General features: G+C 65.3%; 21 protein-coding genes. 11 read left to right on the forward strand and 10 right to left on the reverse strand.

Features of this window, described 5'->3' with window-relative positions:
- Window positions 1–12: 12 nt before the first annotated feature.
- Complete coding sequence (locus HNE04_RS07245; protein ID WP_172217865.1) at window positions 13–1,023, forward strand: inorganic phosphate transporter; 1,011 nt, start codon at window positions 13–15, stop codon at window positions 1,021–1,023.
- Here the strand turns inward: HNE04_RS07245 and HNE04_RS07250 are convergent, their stop codons facing one another.
- Entirely contained in the window at window positions 1,024–1,470 is a 447-nt protein-coding gene (locus HNE04_RS07250) for a TM2 domain-containing protein (protein ID WP_172217866.1), read from the reverse strand.
- Window positions 1,467–2,000 carry a GNAT family N-acetyltransferase gene (locus HNE04_RS07255; protein WP_172217867.1) on the reverse strand — a complete coding sequence of 178 codons (534 nt, stop codon included), beginning with the start codon at window positions 1,998–2,000 and terminating at the stop codon, window positions 1,467–1,469. The genes HNE04_RS07250 and HNE04_RS07255 overlap by 4 nt, the downstream gene beginning before the upstream one ends.
- A gap of 121 nt (window positions 2,001–2,121) precedes the next feature.
- Here HNE04_RS07255 and rpsP point away from each other — a divergent pair, with 121 nt between their 5' ends.
- From rpsP to HNE04_RS07285, 6 genes are all read left to right on the forward strand, one after another.
- Window positions 2,122–2,373 carry a 30S ribosomal protein S16 gene (gene rpsP / locus HNE04_RS07260; RefSeq protein ID WP_172217868.1) on the forward strand — a complete coding sequence of 84 codons (252 nt, stop codon included), beginning with the start codon at window positions 2,122–2,124 and terminating at the stop codon, window positions 2,371–2,373.
- A gap of 4 nt (window positions 2,374–2,377) precedes the next feature.
- Window positions 2,378–2,965, forward strand: coding sequence for a ribosome maturation factor RimM (rimM, locus tag HNE04_RS07265; protein WP_172217869.1), 588 nt, complete (start codon window positions 2,378–2,380; stop codon window positions 2,963–2,965).
- Between the two features lie 10 nt (window positions 2,966–2,975).
- Window positions 2,976–3,722: a tRNA (guanosine(37)-N1)-methyltransferase TrmD gene (gene trmD / locus HNE04_RS07270; protein WP_172217870.1), complete on the forward strand. Its 747-nt coding sequence runs from the start codon at window positions 2,976–2,978 to the stop codon at window positions 3,720–3,722.
- A 115-nt stretch (window positions 3,723–3,837) separates the two neighbouring features.
- Window positions 3,838–4,212, forward strand: coding sequence for a 50S ribosomal protein L19 (gene rplS / locus HNE04_RS07275; protein WP_172217871.1), 375 nt, complete (start codon window positions 3,838–3,840; stop codon window positions 4,210–4,212).
- 63 nt (window positions 4,213–4,275) lie between these two features.
- A complete protein-coding gene (locus tag HNE04_RS07280; protein WP_172217872.1) occupies window positions 4,276–4,983 on the forward strand; it encodes a CoA pyrophosphatase in 708 nt (235 codons plus the stop codon).
- Between the two features lie 35 nt (window positions 4,984–5,018).
- Window positions 5,019–5,990: a CobD/CbiB family protein gene (locus HNE04_RS07285; protein WP_172217873.1), complete on the forward strand. Its 972-nt coding sequence runs from the start codon at window positions 5,019–5,021 to the stop codon at window positions 5,988–5,990.
- Window positions 5,991–6,000: 10 nt separating this feature from the next.
- Here the strand turns inward: HNE04_RS07285 and rsgA are convergent, their stop codons facing one another.
- From rsgA to HNE04_RS07300, 3 genes are read right to left on the reverse strand one after another with little or no spacing between them, the layout of a single operon-like run.
- Window positions 6,001–6,924, reverse strand: coding sequence for a ribosome small subunit-dependent GTPase A (gene rsgA, locus HNE04_RS07290; protein ID WP_172217874.1), 924 nt, complete (start codon window positions 6,922–6,924; stop codon window positions 6,001–6,003).
- Between the two features lie 10 nt (window positions 6,925–6,934).
- On the reverse strand, window positions 6,935–7,270 hold the full coding sequence (locus HNE04_RS07295) for a 4a-hydroxytetrahydrobiopterin dehydratase (protein WP_172217875.1): 336 nt from the start codon (window positions 7,268–7,270) through the stop codon (window positions 6,935–6,937).
- Window positions 7,267–8,535 carry a M48 family metallopeptidase gene (locus HNE04_RS07300; RefSeq protein WP_172217876.1) on the reverse strand — a complete coding sequence of 423 codons (1,269 nt, stop codon included), beginning with the start codon at window positions 8,533–8,535 and terminating at the stop codon, window positions 7,267–7,269. Before HNE04_RS07300 ends, HNE04_RS07295 begins: the two co-directional genes overlap by 4 nt.
- 36 nt (window positions 8,536–8,571) lie before the next feature.
- Here HNE04_RS07300 and orn point away from each other — a divergent pair, with 36 nt between their 5' ends.
- The 4 genes from orn (at window position 8,572) to HNE04_RS07320 (ending at window position 13,379) form a co-directional block, all read left to right on the forward strand.
- Window positions 8,572–9,180: an oligoribonuclease gene (orn, locus tag HNE04_RS07305; RefSeq protein ID WP_172217877.1), complete on the forward strand. Its 609-nt coding sequence runs from the start codon at window positions 8,572–8,574 to the stop codon at window positions 9,178–9,180.
- Between the two features lie 230 nt (window positions 9,181–9,410).
- Window positions 9,411–11,141, forward strand: coding sequence for a DEAD/DEAH box helicase (locus tag HNE04_RS07310; protein ID WP_172217878.1), 1,731 nt, complete (start codon window positions 9,411–9,413; stop codon window positions 11,139–11,141).
- Window positions 11,142–11,286: 145 nt separating this feature from the next.
- Complete coding sequence (locus HNE04_RS07315) at window positions 11,287–12,168, forward strand: hypothetical protein (protein WP_172217879.1); 882 nt, start codon at window positions 11,287–11,289, stop codon at window positions 12,166–12,168.
- On the forward strand, window positions 12,165–13,379 hold the full coding sequence (locus tag HNE04_RS07320; protein ID WP_172217880.1) for a choice-of-anchor X domain-containing protein: 1,215 nt from the start codon (window positions 12,165–12,167) through the stop codon (window positions 13,377–13,379). The genes HNE04_RS07315 and HNE04_RS07320 overlap by 4 nt, the downstream gene beginning before the upstream one ends.
- Window positions 13,380–13,381: 2 nt before the next feature.
- On the opposite strand, the gene HNE04_RS07325 is transcribed toward HNE04_RS07320, so the two are convergent.
- The 5 genes from HNE04_RS07325 to HNE04_RS28280 form a co-directional block, all read right to left on the reverse strand.
- Window positions 13,382–14,617 (reverse strand): multidrug effflux MFS transporter, encoded by a 1,236-nt coding sequence (locus HNE04_RS07325; protein WP_172217881.1) that lies wholly within the window; start codon window positions 14,615–14,617, stop codon window positions 13,382–13,384.
- A 21-nt stretch (window positions 14,618–14,638) separates the two neighbouring features.
- Window positions 14,639–15,931, reverse strand: coding sequence for a glycosyl hydrolase family 8 (locus HNE04_RS07330; RefSeq protein ID WP_172217882.1), 1,293 nt, complete (start codon window positions 15,929–15,931; stop codon window positions 14,639–14,641).
- 443 nt (window positions 15,932–16,374) lie between these two features.
- On the reverse strand, window positions 16,375–16,695 hold the full coding sequence (locus tag HNE04_RS07335) for a hypothetical protein (RefSeq protein ID WP_172217883.1): 321 nt from the start codon (window positions 16,693–16,695) through the stop codon (window positions 16,375–16,377).
- 276 nt (window positions 16,696–16,971) lie between these two features.
- Window positions 16,972–17,745 carry a hypothetical protein gene (locus HNE04_RS07340; RefSeq protein WP_172217884.1) on the reverse strand — a complete coding sequence of 258 codons (774 nt, stop codon included), beginning with the start codon at window positions 17,743–17,745 and terminating at the stop codon, window positions 16,972–16,974.
- A 430-nt stretch (window positions 17,746–18,175) separates the two neighbouring features.
- Window positions 18,176–18,700: a hypothetical protein gene (locus HNE04_RS28280; protein WP_172217885.1), complete on the reverse strand. Its 525-nt coding sequence runs from the start codon at window positions 18,698–18,700 to the stop codon at window positions 18,176–18,178.
- Between the last annotated feature and the right edge of the window lie 146 nt (window positions 18,701–18,846).

An 18,846-nucleotide genomic window follows, 5' to 3' on the forward strand; every position in this document is an offset into this window, starting at 1 on the left:
GGGGCAGGGCTTATGCAAACCGCGCAAGCCGCCCTGTGGGTGGTGTTCCTGCTGGTGGCGCTGGCACTGGCATTCGACTTCATGAATGGCTTTCACGACGCGGCGAACTCGATCGCCACCGTCGTTTCCACGGGCGTGCTGAAGCCAAGCCATGCCGTGCTGTTCGCCGCGTTCTTCAACCTGGTCGCCATCTTCATCTTCCACCTGAGTGTGGCGGCCACCGTGGGCAAGGGCATCGTCGAGCCCGGCGTGGTGGACACCCACGTGGTGTTCGGGGCGCTGGTGGGCGCGGTCACCTGGAATTTCCTGACCTGGTACTACGGCATCCCCAGCAGTTCCTCGCATGCCCTGATCGGCGGCATCGTCGGCGCGGTGATCGCCAAAGCGGGAGCCGGCGCTCTGATCGCCGCCGGCATCTGGAAGACCGTGCTGTTCATCTTCGTGTCGCCCACCCTCGGCTTCCTGCTCGGGTCGCTGATGATGGTGCTGGTGGCCAATGTTTTCCGGCGTGCCACGCCGTCGCGCGTGGACAGCTGGTTCCGCCGCCTGCAGCTGGTTTCGGCCGGCGCCTACAGCCTGGGCCACGGCGGCAATGACGCGCAAAAGACCATCGGCATCATCTGGATGCTGTTGATCGCGACGGGCTATGTGGCTGTCGGTGACAAGAGCCCGCCTACCTGGGTGATCATCAGCTGCTACTTCGCGATCGCGGCCGGCACCATGTTCGGTGGCTGGCGCATCGTCAAGACCATGGGCCAGAAGATCACCAAGCTGCGGCCCGTGGGGGGCTTTTGCGCGGAAACCGGCGGCGCCATCACGTTGTTCCTGGCAACGGCGCTGGGCATCCCGGTTTCCACTACGCACACGATCACCGGCGCCATCGTCGGCGTCGGCTCCACCCAGCGCGCCAGCGCCGTGCGCTGGGGCGTGGCCGGCAACATCGTCTGGGCCTGGATCTTCACCATTCCCGCCAGCGCCTTCGTCGCGGCGATCGCCTACTGGGTCAGCCTGCAGATATTCTGATCATTGGGAAATCTTGCGGCCTTCTTCGACCTGGTATTCGAAGTAGTGCTGGAAGCTGTAGACGATGCTGGCCATCAGCACCGTGGTGCCGATCAGCAATGAAAACACGACGGCGGCTATCGTGAACCAGTTGGTGCCGCCCGCCGCTGCATCCTCGTTGGCGCCCGGGTTGAAACGTGCGTTCCATTTTTCCCGCGTCGTCAGCCCGTAGACGATCGCCGTGAGGGCGCAGCCGGCGATGGTGAAGCCCAGTAGCGGTATCAGCGCCCAGCTCCACTGGTCGTCCACGCCATAGCGTTGCAGGCGCTGGATGCCATACAGGCCCAGTGCCGCGGGGATCGGCAAGGCCCAACCCAGCAGGTCCTTGATGCCATGCAGGTAGAAGCGGTGCAGGCCCAGCGGCCCACCCAGGAAGGCGAGCCAGGCGGCGAAGGTCTTGTTTTTCATCGGGCGGCGGGTTCGGGTGGGGTGGCGTCACCTTCGCCCAGGGTTTTTTCCATCATCACCATGTCCAGCCATTTGCCGAACTTCCAGCCGCAGGACTTGATCGTGCCCACGGGCGAGAAGCCGAGAGCGCGGTGCACGCCGACGGAGCCGGCGTTGTTCGAGTCACCGATCACCGCTATCAGCTTGCGGATCCCGCCTGCTTCCGCCTGGCGGGCCAGTTCGGCGAGCAACACCTTGCCCAGGCCCTTGCCGGCGGCATCCGGGTGCAGGTAGATCGAGTCCTCGGCCGAAAAGCGATAAGCCGGGCGCGGCTTGAACCACTGGCAATAGGCAAAGCCCAGCACCTGCCCGCCGTCCTCGGCCACGAGGTAGGGCAGGCCCTTGGCCAGCACGTCGGCGCGGCGCGTTGCCATCTCGCTCTCGGTGGGCGGCGTGGTTTCGAAGGTGCCCGTACTGTTGAGCACATGGTGCGAATAAATCGCCGCGATCGCGGGTAAATCGGAGTCGCGGCTGGGTCGGATGGTGCTCATATGTTCAAAACGCTATAATCGTGGGCTCTACAGCGTGTCGCTGGCCGGGTGGCCATTAGCGCGTGTCTCAACGCTGGAAAGATTTTGGAAGAATTTTTCTTCCTCCACCCAAGGATAAATCATGGTCGTCATTCGACTCTCCCGCGGCGGCGCGAAAGCCCGCCCGTTCTTCAACATCGTCGTTGCCGACAAGCGTACCCGCCGCGACGGCCGCTTCATCGAGCGCCTGGGTTTCTACAACCCGATCGCCAAGGAAAACGAGGAAAGCATCCGCATCGCCCAGGACCGCCTGACGTACTGGCGCGGCGTAGGCGCGCAAGCCTCGCCGACCGTCGAGCGTTTGCTCAAGCAAGCCGCCGCCAAGGCAGCTTAAGACGGTGACGCCCGGGCGTCCGGCAGCCGCGCTGCCAGGTCTGGATCCCGCCGAACTGCCGGCGGACGCCATCGAAGTCGGGCGCATCGCCGATGCATGGGGCATCAAGGGCTGGTTCAAGGTCCTGCCCCACAGCGCCTCCCCCGAGGCGCTTTTTTCTTCCAAGCGCTGGTACCTGCTGCCCACCGAGAGGGGTACGAAGACCTTCACGGGAACCGTGCTCCTGCGCGTGCGCGAGGCCAAGGAGCATTCTGACACCATCGTCGCCAGTGCCCACGAGGTCGATGACCGCAGCGCCGCCGAGGCGCTCAAGGGCGCGCGAATCTTCATTCCGCGCTCCAGCTTTCCCACGGCAAGCACCGACGAGTACTACTGGGTCGACCTGATCGGCCTTCAGGTGGTCAATCGCGAGGGCGTGGCGTTGGGCCAGGTCAAAGAGTTGCTCTCCACCGGCCCGCAAACCGTGCTGGTGCTCGACTACACCGAGGACGGCAAGGCGATGGAACGGATGATTCCCTTCGTTTCCGCCTATGTCGACGGGGTGGACCTGCCAGGCAAGAAGATCACGGTCGACTGGCAAGCCGACTACTAACATTGGCGTCATGCGCTTCGACGTCATCACGCTGTTCCCCGAGCTGTTCGCGCCTTTCCTGGCCAGCGGCGTGACCCGGCGCGCCTACGAGTCCAAGCAGGTCGATGTTCATCTGTGGAATCCCCGTGATTTCGCCGAAGGCAACTACCGCCGCGTCGACGACCGGCCCTTCGGCGGCGGGCCCGGCATGGTCATGCTGGCCGGCCCGCTGGCGCAGTGCCTGGCCGCTATCAAGGCGCAGCGTGGCGATGCCGCGCCGGTGGTGCTGTTCTCACCGATCGGCGCCAAGCTGGACCACGCGGGGGTGGAGGGCTGGTCGGCCGGCCAGGGCGCGGTGCTGGTCTGCGGACGTTACGAAGGCGTGGATCAGCGCTTCATCGACCGCCACGTCGATGTCCAGATCAGCCTGGGGGATTTCGTGCTTTCCGGCGGAGAGATTGCGGCCATGGCCCTGCTGGATGCGGTTGCCCGGCTGCAGCCGGGGGTGCTGGGCGACGAGGACAGCCACCAGTTCGACAGCTTCAACCCGGCGCTGGACGGGCTGCTGGATTGCCCGCATTACACCCGTCCGGAGGAGTGGGAGGGGCTCAAGGCCCCACCCGAGCTGCTCTCCGGCCACCATGTCCAGATCGAGCGCTGGCGCCGCGACCGGCGCCTGGAGATCACGGCCCGGCACCGCCCGGACTTGATCGCCGCCGCCCGCGCCGCCGGGCGCCTGTCGAAGGCCGATGAGGCGCTCTTGAGCAAGCTGCCTTGAGTTGTTTATAATCAGAGGCTTTTCGATCCTCTGCCCGGCCGCGGCTCGCAACGCTTCCAAGCGTTCGAATGCCGCCCCTAGCGTAGCGCGGGCACGATCACAGAGGTAAAAAACCATGAATCTCATCGAAACCCTGGAACAGGAAGAGATTGCCCGCCTGGGCAAGAAAATTCCCGTATTCGCCCCCGGCGACACCGTCATAGTCAGCGTGAACGTCGTTGAAGGCACCCGCAAGCGCGTGCAGGCCTACGAAGGCGTCGTCATCGCCAAGCGCAACCGCGGCCTGAACAGCGGCTTCACGGTGCGCAAGATCTCCAGCGGCGAAGGCGTGGAGCGTACGTTCCAGACCTACAGCCCGCTGATCGCCGGCATCGAAGTCAAGCGCCGCGGCGATGTGCGCCGTGCCAAGCTGTACTACCTGCGCGAGCGCAGCGGCAAGTCGGCCCGTATCAAGGAAAAGCTGCCCAGCAAGCTGGCCGCCGCCCAGTAAGCAAGCGCCCCGCGAAGAGCCGCCGCAGCTTCGTGCTCGTGGCGGCTTTTCTCATTCTGGCCCATGCCCATCAGTCCCGCCCCCACCTACGTGCCGCTGTCCAAGCTGCCGAATTTCGATCCCCGCACGGTGCCGGTGATCGGCATCGACACGCACCTGCCTGCGGTGCGGCCGGAAGCGCTGGCGCCGAAGGCGTTGCGCGAGCGGTTTCGGGACCCGCCGAATTGGGAGCCGGAGGTCTGGAACGAGCCCAGGATCGCCGAGCGACGATCCGCCAGGGCCGCCGTGCTGGTCCCCATCGTAATGCGCGAGCGGCCCACAATCCTGCTGACCGAACGCACCACGCACCTGTCCACGCATTCGGGGCAGGTCGCTTTCCCCGGTGGCAAGCGCGACGACACCGACATTGACGAGGCGCACACCGCGCTGCGCGAGGCGCACGAGGAGATCGGGCTTGCCCCCGGCATGGTGGAAGTGATCGGCCAGATGCCGACCTACACCACCGGCACGCAATTCATCATCACGCCGGTCGTGGCCCTGGTGAATCCCGATCACAAGCTGACGCTCAACGCCTTCGAGGTTGCGGATGCGTTCGAGGTGCCGCTGGACTTCCTGATGAACCCCGCCCACCACCACCGGCATGCGATCGAGTGGGCCGGCGCGCGCCGCGAGTGGTTCTCCATGCCGTACATGGACGGAACCACCGAGCGCTTCGTCTGGGGCGCCACCGCCGCCATGCTGCGCAACTTCTACCGATTCCTGGCCGCCTAGCCGGCTTTTTTGGGCGGCGGCTTTATGATTGCCGCATGAGCTTCTTCGCCATCCTGTTCGCGCTGCTTTTGGAGCAGGTGCGTCCCCTGGCGCGGCACAACCCGATCCACGCTTCTCTGCGGGGCTGGGCCCGGTGGGCGAGCAGGAACTTCGACGCGGGCAAGCCGCACCATGGCTGGGTGGCCTGGACGGTGGCGGTGCTCCTACCCGCCGTTGCCGCCGTGGCGGTGCATTGGGCGCTGGCGCTCACGCTGGGATGGCCCTTCGCCGTGGTGTGGAGCGTGGCGGTCCTGTACGTGACGCTGGGGTTCCGGCAGTTCAGCCATCACTTCACCAATATCCGCGATGCGCTCGACGCCGGTGACGAGGACACCGCCCGCGAGCTGCTGGCGCAATGGCAGCAGGTCGATGCCAGCGAGTTGCCGCGCAGCGAGATCGTGCGCCATGTGATCGAGTATTCGGTGCTGGCAGCACACCGCCATGTGTTCGGCGTGCTGGCCTGGTTCTCGGTGCTGGCCGCTTTCGGCTTCGGGCCTGCCGGTGCGATCCTGTACCGCATGAGCGAGTTCGTCGCGCGCTACTGGAAGCACCGCAACCGCACGCAGACCCAGCCTGCCAGCGTGGCCCTGCAGTCCGCCGCGGCCCGGGCCTGGGCCGCTATCGACTGGCTGCCCGCCCGCATCACGGCGCTGGCGTTCGCCGTCGTCGGGAGCTTCGAGGACGCGATCGATTGCTGGCGCAATTACGCACAGCGATTTCCCAACGACAACGACGGCGTCATCCTGGCCGCCACCTCCGGCGCCGTCAATGTGCGCTTGGGCGGCGAGGCGCTGAAGTCGGCCCATTCCGCCAATGGCACCCAGGCCACCATGGACGACACCGAGAGCACGCCCGGCCGCGAGGCGGAGGTCGGGCACCTGCGCAGCATCGTTGGCCTGGTGTGGCGGTCGGTCGTGCTGTGGATGGTCTTGCTGGCGCTGCTGACGTTGGCGCGCCTGCTGGGCTAGCGCCTGGACCCTAGAACCGCTCCGGCTGCGACAGTTCGGCGAACAGCTCTTTGTAGATCCGGTAGCGCGAGGGCGTGATGCCTTCGGTGTTCGCGTCCGAACCCACGGCTGCGATCACGCCGCAGCCCGGTTCATGCAGGTGGGTGCAGTTGTAGAACTTGCAGTTGCCCATGTGGGCTTTCAGGTCGGGCATGCACCCCGCCAACTGCATGGGCTCGATGTGGTTCAGGCCGAACTCCTGGAACCCCGGCGAGTCGATGAGCGCGGTGCCGCTTTTCTTGTCGACCCAGTACAAGGCGGTGCTGGTCGTGGTGTGCTTGCCGGAGTTCAATGCCTGGGAAATCTCACCGGTCACGACCAGGGCGCCCGGCGCCAGCAGGTTGATCAGCGTGCTCTTGCCCGCGCCCGAGGGGCCGAGCACCAGGGTGGTCTTGCCCTCCAGGTGCTTGAGCAGATGGTCCCGGTCGACCTGGCTGGAGTGCTTGAGCGACAGCGGCAACACGCCATAGTGCATGCGCTGGTAAGGCTGGAGACGAGCCCAGGCGCGCTCGAACGGCTCCACCAGGTCGCTCTTGTTCAACGCGATCACCGGCGCGATGCGCTCCGCTTCGGCGGCGATCAGTGCCCGCGCCAGCTGGCTTTCGGAGAACTCGGGCGTGGCGGCGATAAGGATCAGGACCTGGTCGAGATTGGCCGCGAAGGATTTGGTGCGGATTTCATCCTGCCGGTAGAACAGGTTGCGCCGCTCTTCGACCTTCTCGATCGTTCCTTCGTCGTGTGAGCCTTGCCACAGCACGCGGTCGCCGACCACGGCCTGGCTCTTCTTGCCGCGCGGGTGGCAAATCAGGCGCTTGCCTTCCGGGGTTTCGACGACGCAGTGGCGTCCGTGGCTCGCCACCACCAGCCCGCGATCGAGCGCCGCGCGCTCGGTCAAGAAACCACCCTCATGCCAGCAGCGCGTCGACCTGCGACGCGCACTCGAAATCGGTCTCGGACAGGCCCTTCACGTCGTGCGTATTGAAGCGCACGACGCAGCGGTTGTAGTGGACGGAAAGGTCCGGGTGATGGTCCTCGGCGTTGGCGATGAAGGCCACGGCGTTGACGAACGAGATCGTCTCGTAGTAGTTCCCGAAGGTGTAGGTCTTCTCGATGGCCACGTCGGCGCCGTCGCCGGTGAGTTTCCAGCCCGGCGCCGCCGCCAGCCGCGTGACGATCTCGGGCCCTGTCAGCGCGCGGCGCGGCAACAGCGACCAGTCCTTCTTCTTCAGCATGGTGCTCATACGAAACTCCCCGCAGTCATGCGCGCCAGCCGCTCGGAGGCCGGCGGGTGCGAATAGTAGAACTTCACGAAGACCGGATCGGGCGTCAGCGTGGAGGCATTGTCCTCGTACAGCTTCAGCAGCGCCGTGGACAGGTCCTTGCCGCTGGTTTGCTGCACCGCGTAGGCGTCGGCCTCGAACTCGTGCTTGCGCGACAGCCGCGCGAACACGGGCGAAATGAAGAACGAGAACACCGGCACGGCCAGCATGAACAGCAGCAGCGCCAGGGCGTCGTTCGGCCCGTCCAGGTTAGGGCGCACGCCCAGCCCGGTATAGAACCAGAGCTGCGTCGACAGCCAGCCCAGCAGGGCAAAACCGGCCAGGCTCAACGCGAACATACCGGCGATGCGCTTGATGATGTGCTTGTGCTTGAAATGGCCGAGTTCGTGCGCGAGCACGGCATCCACCTCGTCGGGCGAGAGCTTGGACAAAAGGGTGTCGTAGAACACCACGCGCTTGGCCGCACCGAAACCGGTGAAGTAGGCATTGGCGTGGGCGCTGCGCTTGCTGCCGTCCATGACGAACAGGCCCTTGGCCGCGAATCCGCAGCGGCGCATCAGTTCGGTCACCCGCGCTTTCAGCGTTTCGTCGTCCAGTGGTTTGAACTTGTTGAAAAGAGGCGCGATGAAGGTCGGGTAGATCACCAGCAGCAGCAGGTTGAAGCCCATCCATACGGCCCAGGCCCATAGCCACCACAGGCTGCCGGTTGCGCCCATGAGCCAAAGGATCAGGGCCATGATCGGCAGTCCGATGGCCGCGCCAAGCAAGACCGACTTGAACAGGTCGACCAGCCAGAGCTTGAAGCTCATCTTGTTGAAGCCGAAGCGCTCCTCGATGACGAAGGTCTGGTACAGCGTCAACGGCAGCTCGAGGATGCCGCCGATCAGCGCGAAGCAAGCCAGCAAGGCCAACTGCTGCGTCATGCCGGCGCCCAGCCAGCCCAGCAACGCCCGGTTGAGGACGTCCAGGCCGCCCAGCAGCGTCCAGCCCAGCAGCACGGCGGCGCCGAAGGCGAGTTCGATCAGGCCGAAGCGCGTCTTGGTGATCGTGTAGTCGGCCGCCTTCTGGTGGGCGGGCAGGGTCACGGTGCCGGCGAATGCTGCCGGAACGGCATCGCGATGCCGGGCGACATGGCGGATCTGGCGGGAGGCCAGCCAGAACTTGACGCCCAGGCTTGCCAGCAGGAAGGCGGCGAAGGCCAGGGTCAGTGTGTAGGAAGCGTTCATTGCGTCCAAGTTTAGGGCATAGGCGACAATCGCAAAATGTCAGAAACCGCCGCGCCAACCCCAGCCACCCTTGCAAAAAGCGACCAGAACCTGATCTGGCTCGACTGTGAAATGACCGGGCTCGATCCCGAGACCGACCGCCTCATCGAAATCGCGGTCATCGTGACGGGCGCCGACCTCACGCTCAGGATAGAAGGCCCGGTGCTGGTGATCCATCAGAGCGATGCCCAACTGGACAAAATGGATGCCTGGAACAAGGGCACCCATGGGCGCAGCGGACTGATCGACAAGGTGAAGGCTTCGACTGTCACCGAGGCGCAGGCCGAACAGCAGATCCTGGAATTCCTGGCGAAGTACGCGCCCAAGGGCAGCACGCCCATGTGCGGCAACAGCATCAGCCAGGACCGGCGCTTCCTGGTGAAGTACATGCCCAAGCTGGAAGCCTTCTTCCACTATCGCAACGTGGACGTGAGCACGCTCAAGGAACTGGCCAAGCGGTGGCGGCCCGATGTCTACAACTCGTTCAAGAAGCAGCAGAAACACACGGCGCTGGCCGACGTGCACGAGTCCATCGATGAGCTTGTCCACTATCGTGAGCACTTCCTCAAGCTGACGGCGACTGAGCCGGTTGCGGGAAAACCCTGAACGTGCGATAATCGACAGCTTGGCTGCATTAGGCAGTCATCGTGCATCCTCCTTCACACTCCGCTCATTCCTGAGATACAGGAACGCGCCTCACGGCGCAGGACGCGCTCAACAGCGCTGACGAGCCTCCAGCGGCCTAGGCCCTGATAGTCGTTTGATGGTTGATGTTTTTTAACCATAGACGACAACGCCACCCCCTCGGCGGCGTATGCGTGTGAGTGAATAAATAAATGACCGACACTTTTGAAGTGCAGGGCGACTTTGCGCCTGTGCAAACTCTTGATATCTCCTCCGACGTGGTGGCGCAAGCCGTGCCGCTGGCCCCCAATGGCTTCCTGAAGATGGGCCTCGCGTCCGAACTGATTCGCGCCGTCGAGGACCTGGGCTTCACCCAGCCCACCGCCGTGCAGGAACAGACCATCCCCCTGGCCCTGCCTTCGGACGACGCAGCCGCAGCGCACATCGACCTGATGGTCTCCAGCCAGACCGGCAGCGGCAAGACCGCGGCCTTCCTGCTGCCCGTGCTGCACACGCTGCTGAAGCAGCAAGCCGATGCCGAGACCAAGCAGCGCCTGGACTTCGAGCGCGAAACCGCCGAGGCCCTGGCCCGCGGCGAAGAAGCGCCCAAGCGCCCGAAGCGCAAGGACCCGACCAGCTCGCGCAACTTCAAGGCCGCCACCCCCGGCGCCCTGATCCTGTGCCCCACGCGCGAACTCGCGCAGCAGGTGGCCAATGACGCCATCGACCTGGTCCGCCATTGCCGCGGCCTGCGCGTCGCCAACGTGGTCGGCGGCATGCCCTACCAGATGCAGATCGCCAGGCTGCAAAACGCCGACCTCGTGGTCGCGACGCCCGGCCGCCTGCTGGACCTGCAGCGCTCGATGCAGATCAAGCTGGACAAGGTGCAGTTCCTCGTCGTGGACGAGGCCGACCGCATGCTCGACCTGGGCTTCGCCGACGACCTGGCCGAAGTCAACCAGCTCACCATCGCGCGCAAGCAGACGATGATGTTCAGCGCCACGTTCGCGCCGCGCATCCAGCAACTGGCGACCCGCGTGATGCGCGAGCCGCGCCGGATCCAGGTCGACAATCCGCAGCAAAAGCACGTCAACATCAAGCAGGTGCTGTTCTGGGCCGACAACGCCCAGCACAAGCGCAAGCTGCTGGACCACTGGCTGCGCGACACCACGATCAACCAGGCCATCGTGTTCGCCAGCACCCAGATCGAGTGCGATGGTTTGGCCAATGATCTGCAGCAAGCCGGCTTCGACGCCGTCGCGCTGCACGGTGCCCTGAGCCAGGGCCTTCGTAATCGCCGCCTGATGGCGCTGCGCCAGGGCCATGTGCAAGTGCTGGTCGCCACCGACGTCGCCGCCCGCGGCATCGATGTGCCCACCATCACCCACGTCTTCAACTTCGGCTTGCCGATGAAGGCCGAGGATTACACCCACCGCATCGGCCGCACCGGCCGTGCCGGCCGCGACGGCCTGGCCGTGACGTTCGCCGAATTCCGCGACCGCCGCAAGATCTTCGACATCGAGGGCTACACGAAGCAGCCGTTCAAGGCCGAAACCGTGCCCGGGATGGAGCCGCAGCAGCGCGCCCCGCAAGGCGGCCGTCCGGGCGGCGACTTCGCCGGCCGTGGCAGCCGCGACAACCATTCGCGTGACCGCAAGTTCGGCGCACCGCGCACCGGCGGTTTCGGCGGTGGCGGCGGCGGCGGCGGCTTCGACCAGCGCCGTGGCAACGACGGCTACGGCCGCAAGCCCGGCTTCGGCGACTTCGGTGGCGGCGGCCGCAACGAAGGCTTCGGCGTGCGCAACAACGACGGCTTCGCGCCGCGTGGCGATTTCGCACCCCGTGCACCGGCCACCTTCGCCAAGCCGGCCAAGCCCGGCAACGGCGGCAAGGTGTTCGTGCCCCGCGACATCAAGAAGCGCCCGTACAAGCCGGCAAACTAAGGCGTTATCAGAGCTCACCCCATCGTTGAGATGAGGTGAGCGCCGCGCTACCGCAAAGCCTGCTCGTCACGGGTTTGTACGGTTTGCCGCGACCTCGCGCAGGAAAAAAATTTCCATCCGGAAGTTTTTTGAAGGAGCGACCGTCATGCGGCATCCCGTACGAACGATGGTGGGCATGGCGGTGGCGCTGGCCTGCGTGGCGAGCTTGGTCTACGCCGCCAACTACTCCCTTTGGATCAATGGGCGCAATGGCGGCGGCGCCGTCGGCAATCACCTGGACTTCACCTACTGGGGGCCGCCCGAAGCTGCTGCCGGGGTGAACAAGAGGTCGGTCAACTGGGACGGCTTCAACCGCATCTCCACCCAGAACTTTCGCATTCGCGACGCGCTGGATTGCTACTGCACCGGCACCAACTGGTGCTATGTCGCAGCGCACAGCGCCGGCGACCTGCAGATCGGTTACGCACTGTCGCTGTTCGGCGGCACCACCCGTGAAGTCAAGAACGCCGCTCCCGACGGCTCGGGCGTGTGCGGCAGCACGGGCGGCACGCAGACGGGCTGGAACATCAAGTGGGTAGGCGTTGCCGCGGGGGCGGCCGGTGGGACCGAGCTCGCGAACCTGGGCAGTTGGGCAGTCGCGGACCCGCTCACGGCCGACCTGAAGACATCCACCGCACGTGCGATGTACGACCACAACCAGACGCGCGCCAAGTGGTTCTATATGTATGCGGGCGCCAAGGGCGCGCTGTACTCGATCACCCTGCCGGGCCAGGACGACGAAGTCGTGGCCTATCACTCGGCCGGTGGCGTGTCCGGCAGCGGCGGCGCCAGCTTCTGCAATCCGTCCGACTGGTTCTGCAACAACCTCACGCTGGGTTCGGGCCCCAACGAGGGCGGCAGGGCCAAGTGGAGCTACCACTCGGTGAGCTTCCGCGACGATGCCGAAGCGCTTGACCACTACACCAGGCGCAACTGGAGCGGTGTCGTGTCAAGGCTCCGAGCCGATATGGAAAGCCTGGCTAAATGAGCCGATCCCGGCGCTGGGCGCTCGCCGGGGCCGCATCGGCTGCACTGGCAGGTCTGCTCGGCTGGCAGTGGTTGGCCGCCGACACGGCGCTCACTGAATCCCAAGGCGGCGGCCCGGCCTCAACGGCCCAAACCGCAGCCGGCGGCGCATCGCGCCCGGTCCAGGGCACGGCCGGCGGTCCTTTCAGTGCGGCCGGACTGGCGGCGCGTCAGCAGCAGCTGGTGCTGTGGCAGCAGCGTTACGTGCGCGCCGAGCAGGTCTATACCAGCTACCGGGACGCCACCCGCTATCCGCCCGAATCCCGCCTCATCGAAGAGCATCCAGACCAGGTGCGGCCGTTTGAACCCGTCGTTGAAGAATTGCCGATGCGCGAGGCCTCGGGCAAGCCCGTGAAGGGCCTGCGCCTGCGCACTTCGCAGTCGCAGGTGTTCGTGGCCGGGGCCGACTCCGCCAAGTTCACCATCGAGGCCGTGGACGAGGAGGGGCGGGCAGTTCCGTTGGTCGTCAACCGCTCCGCGGCCCAGTCCATGCCGGATACCACGGCGCTGATCGCCATCATCCAGGCCGAGGTTCCCTTCGTGGATGACGGTGCCGGCCCCGACGAGGTGGCGGCCGACGGAAAGTACAGCGCGCGGCTGGTGCCCGCAGCGCAGGGCTTTGGCAGCCACGCAGGAACGATCCGTGTACTGGTCCAGGTGACAGCCAACGGGGAGCGGGGCGCCGTGGCTTTCGACGTGATCTACGGCCCGGCGGCGCCCGCCACCTGGGCCGGCGTGCGCGAGGCGTTGGAAGAGGGCTCGCTGAACTTCTACCTCAAGGCCCAGGTGAAAACCTCGGGTAGGTATGTGGCCAGCGGACGGGTGTACGACGCGACAGGCCAGCCGTTCGCCTTGCTGCAGTTCAACGAAATGGTGCCGGCCGGGGCGGCGGAATTCAAGCTTTCATTGGCCGGCGTGCTGGTGCACGACAAGAACCCGGTGTTTCCGCTGCGGCTCGTCGACGTCGAAGGCTTTCTGCTGCAGCCCGACACCTTCCCCGATCGCGCGATGATGCCGCGCCAGCCCGGCGTGGTGCACCAGAGCAAACGCTACAACACGCAGGATTTTTCACCGGCGGAATGGCAGAGCGAGGAGCGCGACCGCTACCTTGCCGAGTACGGGCGCGACATGCAGGAGGCGCTGGACCAGATGTCGCGGTTGCGCGGAAAGTAGCACTATGCGGCCGCGGTCACCGCCCGGCCGGTTTCCGGCCAGCGGCGGTGCACGAAGATCCAGGCGAACAAGCCCACGCTCATCATCAGCAATGACGTGATCGCGAGCGCGCGCGTGGAATGCATGACCAAGGGGGCGATCGCTCCGGCGGCGATGCCGTTGGCCGTGGACCCGATCACGGCCTGCAAGGACGAGGCCAGGCCGCGGCGCTCCGGGAACATGTCCAGCACCAGCAGCGTGACCACGGGCACCATCAGGGCCCAGCCGAAGGCGAACACCGCGATCGGTATCAGCGCCCAGCTGGCGCTGGCCACCATCAGGTAATTCGCGGCCACGTTGCCCAGCGACACCACGAGCATGATCGTGAACCCATAACGGATCTGGCGCCGCGGCGAAATCATTCCCGCCAGCCGCCCGCTGTACCAGGAGCCGCCCATGATGCCGGCGATGGTGAGCACGAAGAACCAATAGAACTCCGTCGGCGCCAGGTGGAGGTGCGTGCCCAGAAACTCAGGCGCCGCCAGCACGTACAGGAACATGCCGTTGAAGGGAATGCCGCTGGCCAGCGCCAGCAGCAGGAAACGCGGGTTCGAACACAGCTCCCAATAGCCTTGCATCAGGTTGCGCACGTTGAACGGTTGGCGGTGCGTGACGTGCAGCGTCTCGGGCAGCAGCTTGAAGTTCGCCGTCCACAGTGCCACCCCCACCGCCGTCAGGAACCAGAAGATGCTGTGCCAGCCGGCGTGGACGAACAGCCAGCCGCCGATGATGGGCGCGATGGCTGGTGCCACGCCGAAATAGATAGTGACCTGGCTCATCACCTTCTGCGCCTGCGCCGGCGGGAACATGTCGCGGATGATGGCGCGCGACACCACGATGCCCGCGCCGGTGGACAGCCCCTGCAACCCGCGGAAGAAGACCAGCTGGCCGATTGTCTGCGACAGGGCGCAACCGGCCGACGCCAGCGTGAACACGGCGATGCCCCAGAGCACCACAGGGCGCCGGCCGAAACTGTCGGCCAGCGCCCCGTGGAACAGGTTCATGAAGGCAAACCCGAACAGGTAAGCCGACAGCGTCTGCTGCATCTGCACCGGCGTGGCGCCCAGCGCCTTGGCAATGCCAGAGAACGCCGGGATGTAGGTGTCGATGGAAAAGGGCCCCAGCATGCCAAGCAAGGCAAGCAGGACGGCTAGGGCCCAGCGCGGTGCGCGCCAGAGTTGATTGGCTTCGGGATTCACGAAGCGCGTAAGTCTAACTCTTTAGGGCGTCCACCAGTTGCCGGAGGCCACGACCATGCTCAGGAGCTGGATTTCGCCGTCGTAGTAACCGGTGGTGAGGTGGCTCGCGTTCCAGTCCCACATCGCGTCGAGGAAGGTCTGGAAGCGCGCGTCCACGCAGGCGCCGGCGCAGATGGGGCCGTGGTACGCCGCGCTGTTGCCACCGGTCAGCTTGGTCCCGTCGAGGGCGTAGCCGGTTCCGATGTTCATCGGGTCGCCACCGGAGCTGGACTTGAAGAAGTCGATCATCCGGCCGGTCACCAAGGCAAAACGGGCGTCGCCCGACAGCAGGTAGTCGGAAGCGAAGCGCCACGGATTGCGACAGGCATTCCACCAGAAGTAGCCTTCCTTGTCGTTCATGTCACCGATGTAGCCGGTGGACGGCGAGGGCGAGGCGTGCGTGTTGATCACGAAGTCCGGCATCAGGCCCACGCCCGGCGAGAACTTCGTCTGCATCTCGTCGAGGAGTTCATAGGCGCGAGTCACGGCCAGGTCCCAGATGCCATCGCCGGTTGCTTTCTTGAACGCCCGGAAGTGGCCGATCATGTAGTCGGACGTCCGGTTGTTGTTCGCGTTGGGCAGGCCCTTGGTCGTGCCGTCCGGCTTCATGTTCCACGCCTTCATGGCGTTGATGGTGGCGATACCTTCGGATTTGTAGTTCCAGGTTCCGCCCGAGCCCCATTGCCGGTCCGCCATCAGCAGGGCCATGGCGATATCGAGGTCGCCGTCCATGGCGTTCCAGCCTTCGCCCGCGGAAGTGCCGTCGGCGTTGATGCGCCATTCCATCAGGGCGGGGTAGCCGGTGGCGTATGCCGGGCGGGCGCGCACCATGGCCAGCATGCCGTCGAACACCGCCTTGGCCTGGGGGTCATGCCCCGCAAACAGCACGGCCAGCAGCATGCCGTAGCCCATGCCTTCGGATACCGCGATGTAGGTGCGATTGGAGAACTGCACGGCGTAGCCGCCCGCCACGACCGAATTGGCCGAAACCACGTTCGCTGCCTTCCAGGCGTCGTACTGCTTCGTCAGCACGGCATCCATGGACTGCTTGCTCTTGCTCGGCAGGATGCCGGCTGCGTACGCCTCCAGGCGGGAACCGAAGGCATAACCGCTTCCCGAGGCGGCCGCCGTGGTGGCGGGGGCGGAGTTTGCCAAGGCTGGGCCAGCCGTAGCCGCGACGGAGGCACTGCCCCCGCCACCGCCGCCGCCGCAACCGGTCAGTGCGTAGGCCACCGCGGCGGCAGAGCTGGAATGGAGAAATAGACGTCTTCTCATGTTCAACAATATGTAAGGGATTGGGGGCTTCCGGCTGGCTCGACGCCATTCCTTCCACCTGTTGAAAGATGAGCTGGGGCTTTATGGACCGGCCTCCGCGATTCGCCGCGTATGCGGCGATGGCGGGTGGGCGCAGGGCCAACCTCAGCGAGAAAGCCGACTGTAGTAGGAACCGTCCGACATTCGCGCGGATGGCCGCCTACAAAGGTAACGGAATCTCGTAGATGTTTACCCTGAGAGGGGCCTTGCCGGCGAGACTTTTTCCCGCGTCTGGACCACTGCTCATCCGTTCAGGAAATGGATGAGACACGCGCAGGTACTGAGCTCAACAAGGCATGCGGGTATGGCTGAGGGAGGGTCCAAGCGGGGCACGAGCCGCCCAACTTGGCTGTTACCGCCATCCCAAGCTCAGCCGCAAAACTTACGTTTGTTGGCGGGCCAGGTCAGACCATCGGGACCAGTCGACCCAGGAAATCGCCCGCACTCCTGACGCCGTCCAACGTCTGCACGCCCTGAACGAGGCCGCCGAGAAGGCTGCGAAGTTTGAGCTTGTTGGGCCGGGTTTTCTGCAGTTCCGCGCGCGCGTCGCGTACTATTTCAAGTGCCTCGTGTTTTTCGACCTTGCTATCGTCGATAAGGCTTAGGGCGCGTTCGATCTTGTCCAATTCGGCTTGCACGCCCTGGACCACCAGCGGGTCGATGCGTGGGACCGGATCCGGCCTCGCCTGGATTGTGTTTGCCGCGGGAGGGGCGTTGGTGGCCACGCGCTCGCGACCGACTATCGTTACTACTCGCTCTGCCGTTGGGGGTGGTGGGGCTGCTGCAGTTACGGCTTGGAGGTCGGTAATTCCGCCGGAGCCGCCGCCACCACATGCCGTCACTATCGCCAGGGCAAGGACACTGACCAGGGTCGTCGAACCATGCTTCATTGCAGCCTCCCCGAAATGAGGCCTGTGACGGCCTCGATGATGGTGTACTTCGACTTGTCCAGAGGGGTCGAGCGCTAAGCTCAACTCCTCTGGCACTTGGGCGACCACTACTTAGTCGATGGCAAGCGTGGTGCCGTCGTTGCCCTTGATCATGCGGACCGATTCAACGGCCACCGAACCCGCGCCGATGAAAGCGTTGGCGGAGGCGAGGGATCCGTTCAGACCGGTGGCGCCCGTAGCGGCAGATGACCTGGCTTGCACTTCGACGGTGTGAACACCCGACGCGAGGTCCGGCGCGACGAAGTTGAAAGCGTTGGCGTTCAAGGTCTTGAGGATCAATTGCAGCTCTTCCGGGGTGCTGCAGGTCACGGCGCCGGTCGTCAGGTTCGCCGTGCAGTTCAGACCCGAGAACCTGGCCCTGAGGGTCTGGATGCGGTCGCAGAACACCACGCCGTCGGCGTCCGCCGCGCCCGTTGCATTGCGCCCACTGTTCGGCTCGGCATAGACCACCCCCCCCGTAGGCGTCGTGATCTTGATCCGCACCCGGATGGTTCCGCGGGCCTCGGCCGAGTCCTCGGAACCGTTCAGGCTTTTCACGGTTGTGTCGGTGACGATGCCGCACTGGAGCGACGCGCCCATGAACAGATCCTTCTGGTTGGCCAGCTTGATTTTCTGTTTCAGGATCGACTTCCAGCCGCTGTCGTCGCTGATGCTGCCGCAGCCCCCGCTGGTGCTGCTGCACGAAGGCAAGGAAATCAGTTCGCTATAGGCGAAGGTTGCCTTGGACGAAGGCGTGCCTTGGGCGGAGGCAATGCCGGCAACCCCCGCGGAACAAAGTCCGACGAGTAGCGTGAAGATGGTTTTGAGAGTTTGTCGCGCAATCATGGAGAGCTCCTTAGCGGTTGAGATGTCAAAAGCGGGGACCTGCAGTAGCGCGACGCAACATGGAGAACTGCTGTTCAAGACACTGCCTCGCGCGGCCTAAACGATAGGTTGGTGCGCAGCCACCTTCATGGTTGCAATGCCCTTTCGATACGGGGAGGAACGTCCCGAGTTGGATGTACCCTGTTCACGGTACCTAGTTTCATGCGCGACCGTTAGTGCACTAATAGTTAGTTAGTGCGCTAACGGTGATACCGCTGGCAACGACGCTAGCAATGTGACGTACCGGTCGAGAAGCTACGGCGGCGCAGCGGGAGTACAAAGCGAAAACGGCCAGCTATCAAAAAGATAGCTGGCCGGCGTCTCTACTGCTTCGCTGGGCCGATCTGATCAGGCCCCGCTCCCATATGCGAAGTGGGTGGTGTTTGGTCGGCTAGCGCCTTTTTCTCCACCCATTGCGGTGACGAGGAAGCGACCGAAGAAGTGGGGGTCGGGCCGTTACCCGGCGCGGCGGCCGTCGCTGGGCCCGCCGGCACGTTTCCGAAGACCACCGCGTCTCCCGAACCAGACGGGCCAGGGGCACCACCCGCTCCGGGGCCGCCTGGGCCCGCAGAGTCCCCAGCACCGGAACCGGCGCCAGAGCCACCGGCACCAGAACCACCGGCACCAGAACCACTGGCACCAGAGCCACTGGCACCAGAGCCGCCGGCACCAGAGCCGCCGGCACCAGAGCCGCCGGCACCAGAGCCGCCGGCACCAGAGCCGCCGGCACCAGAGCCGCCGGCACCAGAGCCACCGCCACCGGCACCAGCGCCACCGCCACCGGCACCGGCACCAGCGCCACCGGCACCGGCACCGGCACCGGCACCAGCGCCGCCGGCACCAGAGCCGCCGGCACCGGAGCCACTGCCACCGGAGCCGCCGCCACCGGAGCCGCCGCCACTGGAGCCGCCGCCACTGGAGCCGCCGCCGCCGGCGTTGCCGTTGCTGCCGTCGTTGCCCTGGTTGCCCGGACCGGTGTTGCCCACGCCATTGCCGCTGTTGCCCGTGCCGGGTCCGCCGGGTCCGCCAGGCCCAGCCGAGCCACTACCGCGTGCCCACGTA

Source organism: Caenimonas soli (assembly GCF_013155545.1).
In the GTDB taxonomy this organism is placed as follows: Bacteria; Pseudomonadota; Gammaproteobacteria; order Burkholderiales; family Burkholderiaceae_C; genus Ramlibacter; species Ramlibacter soli.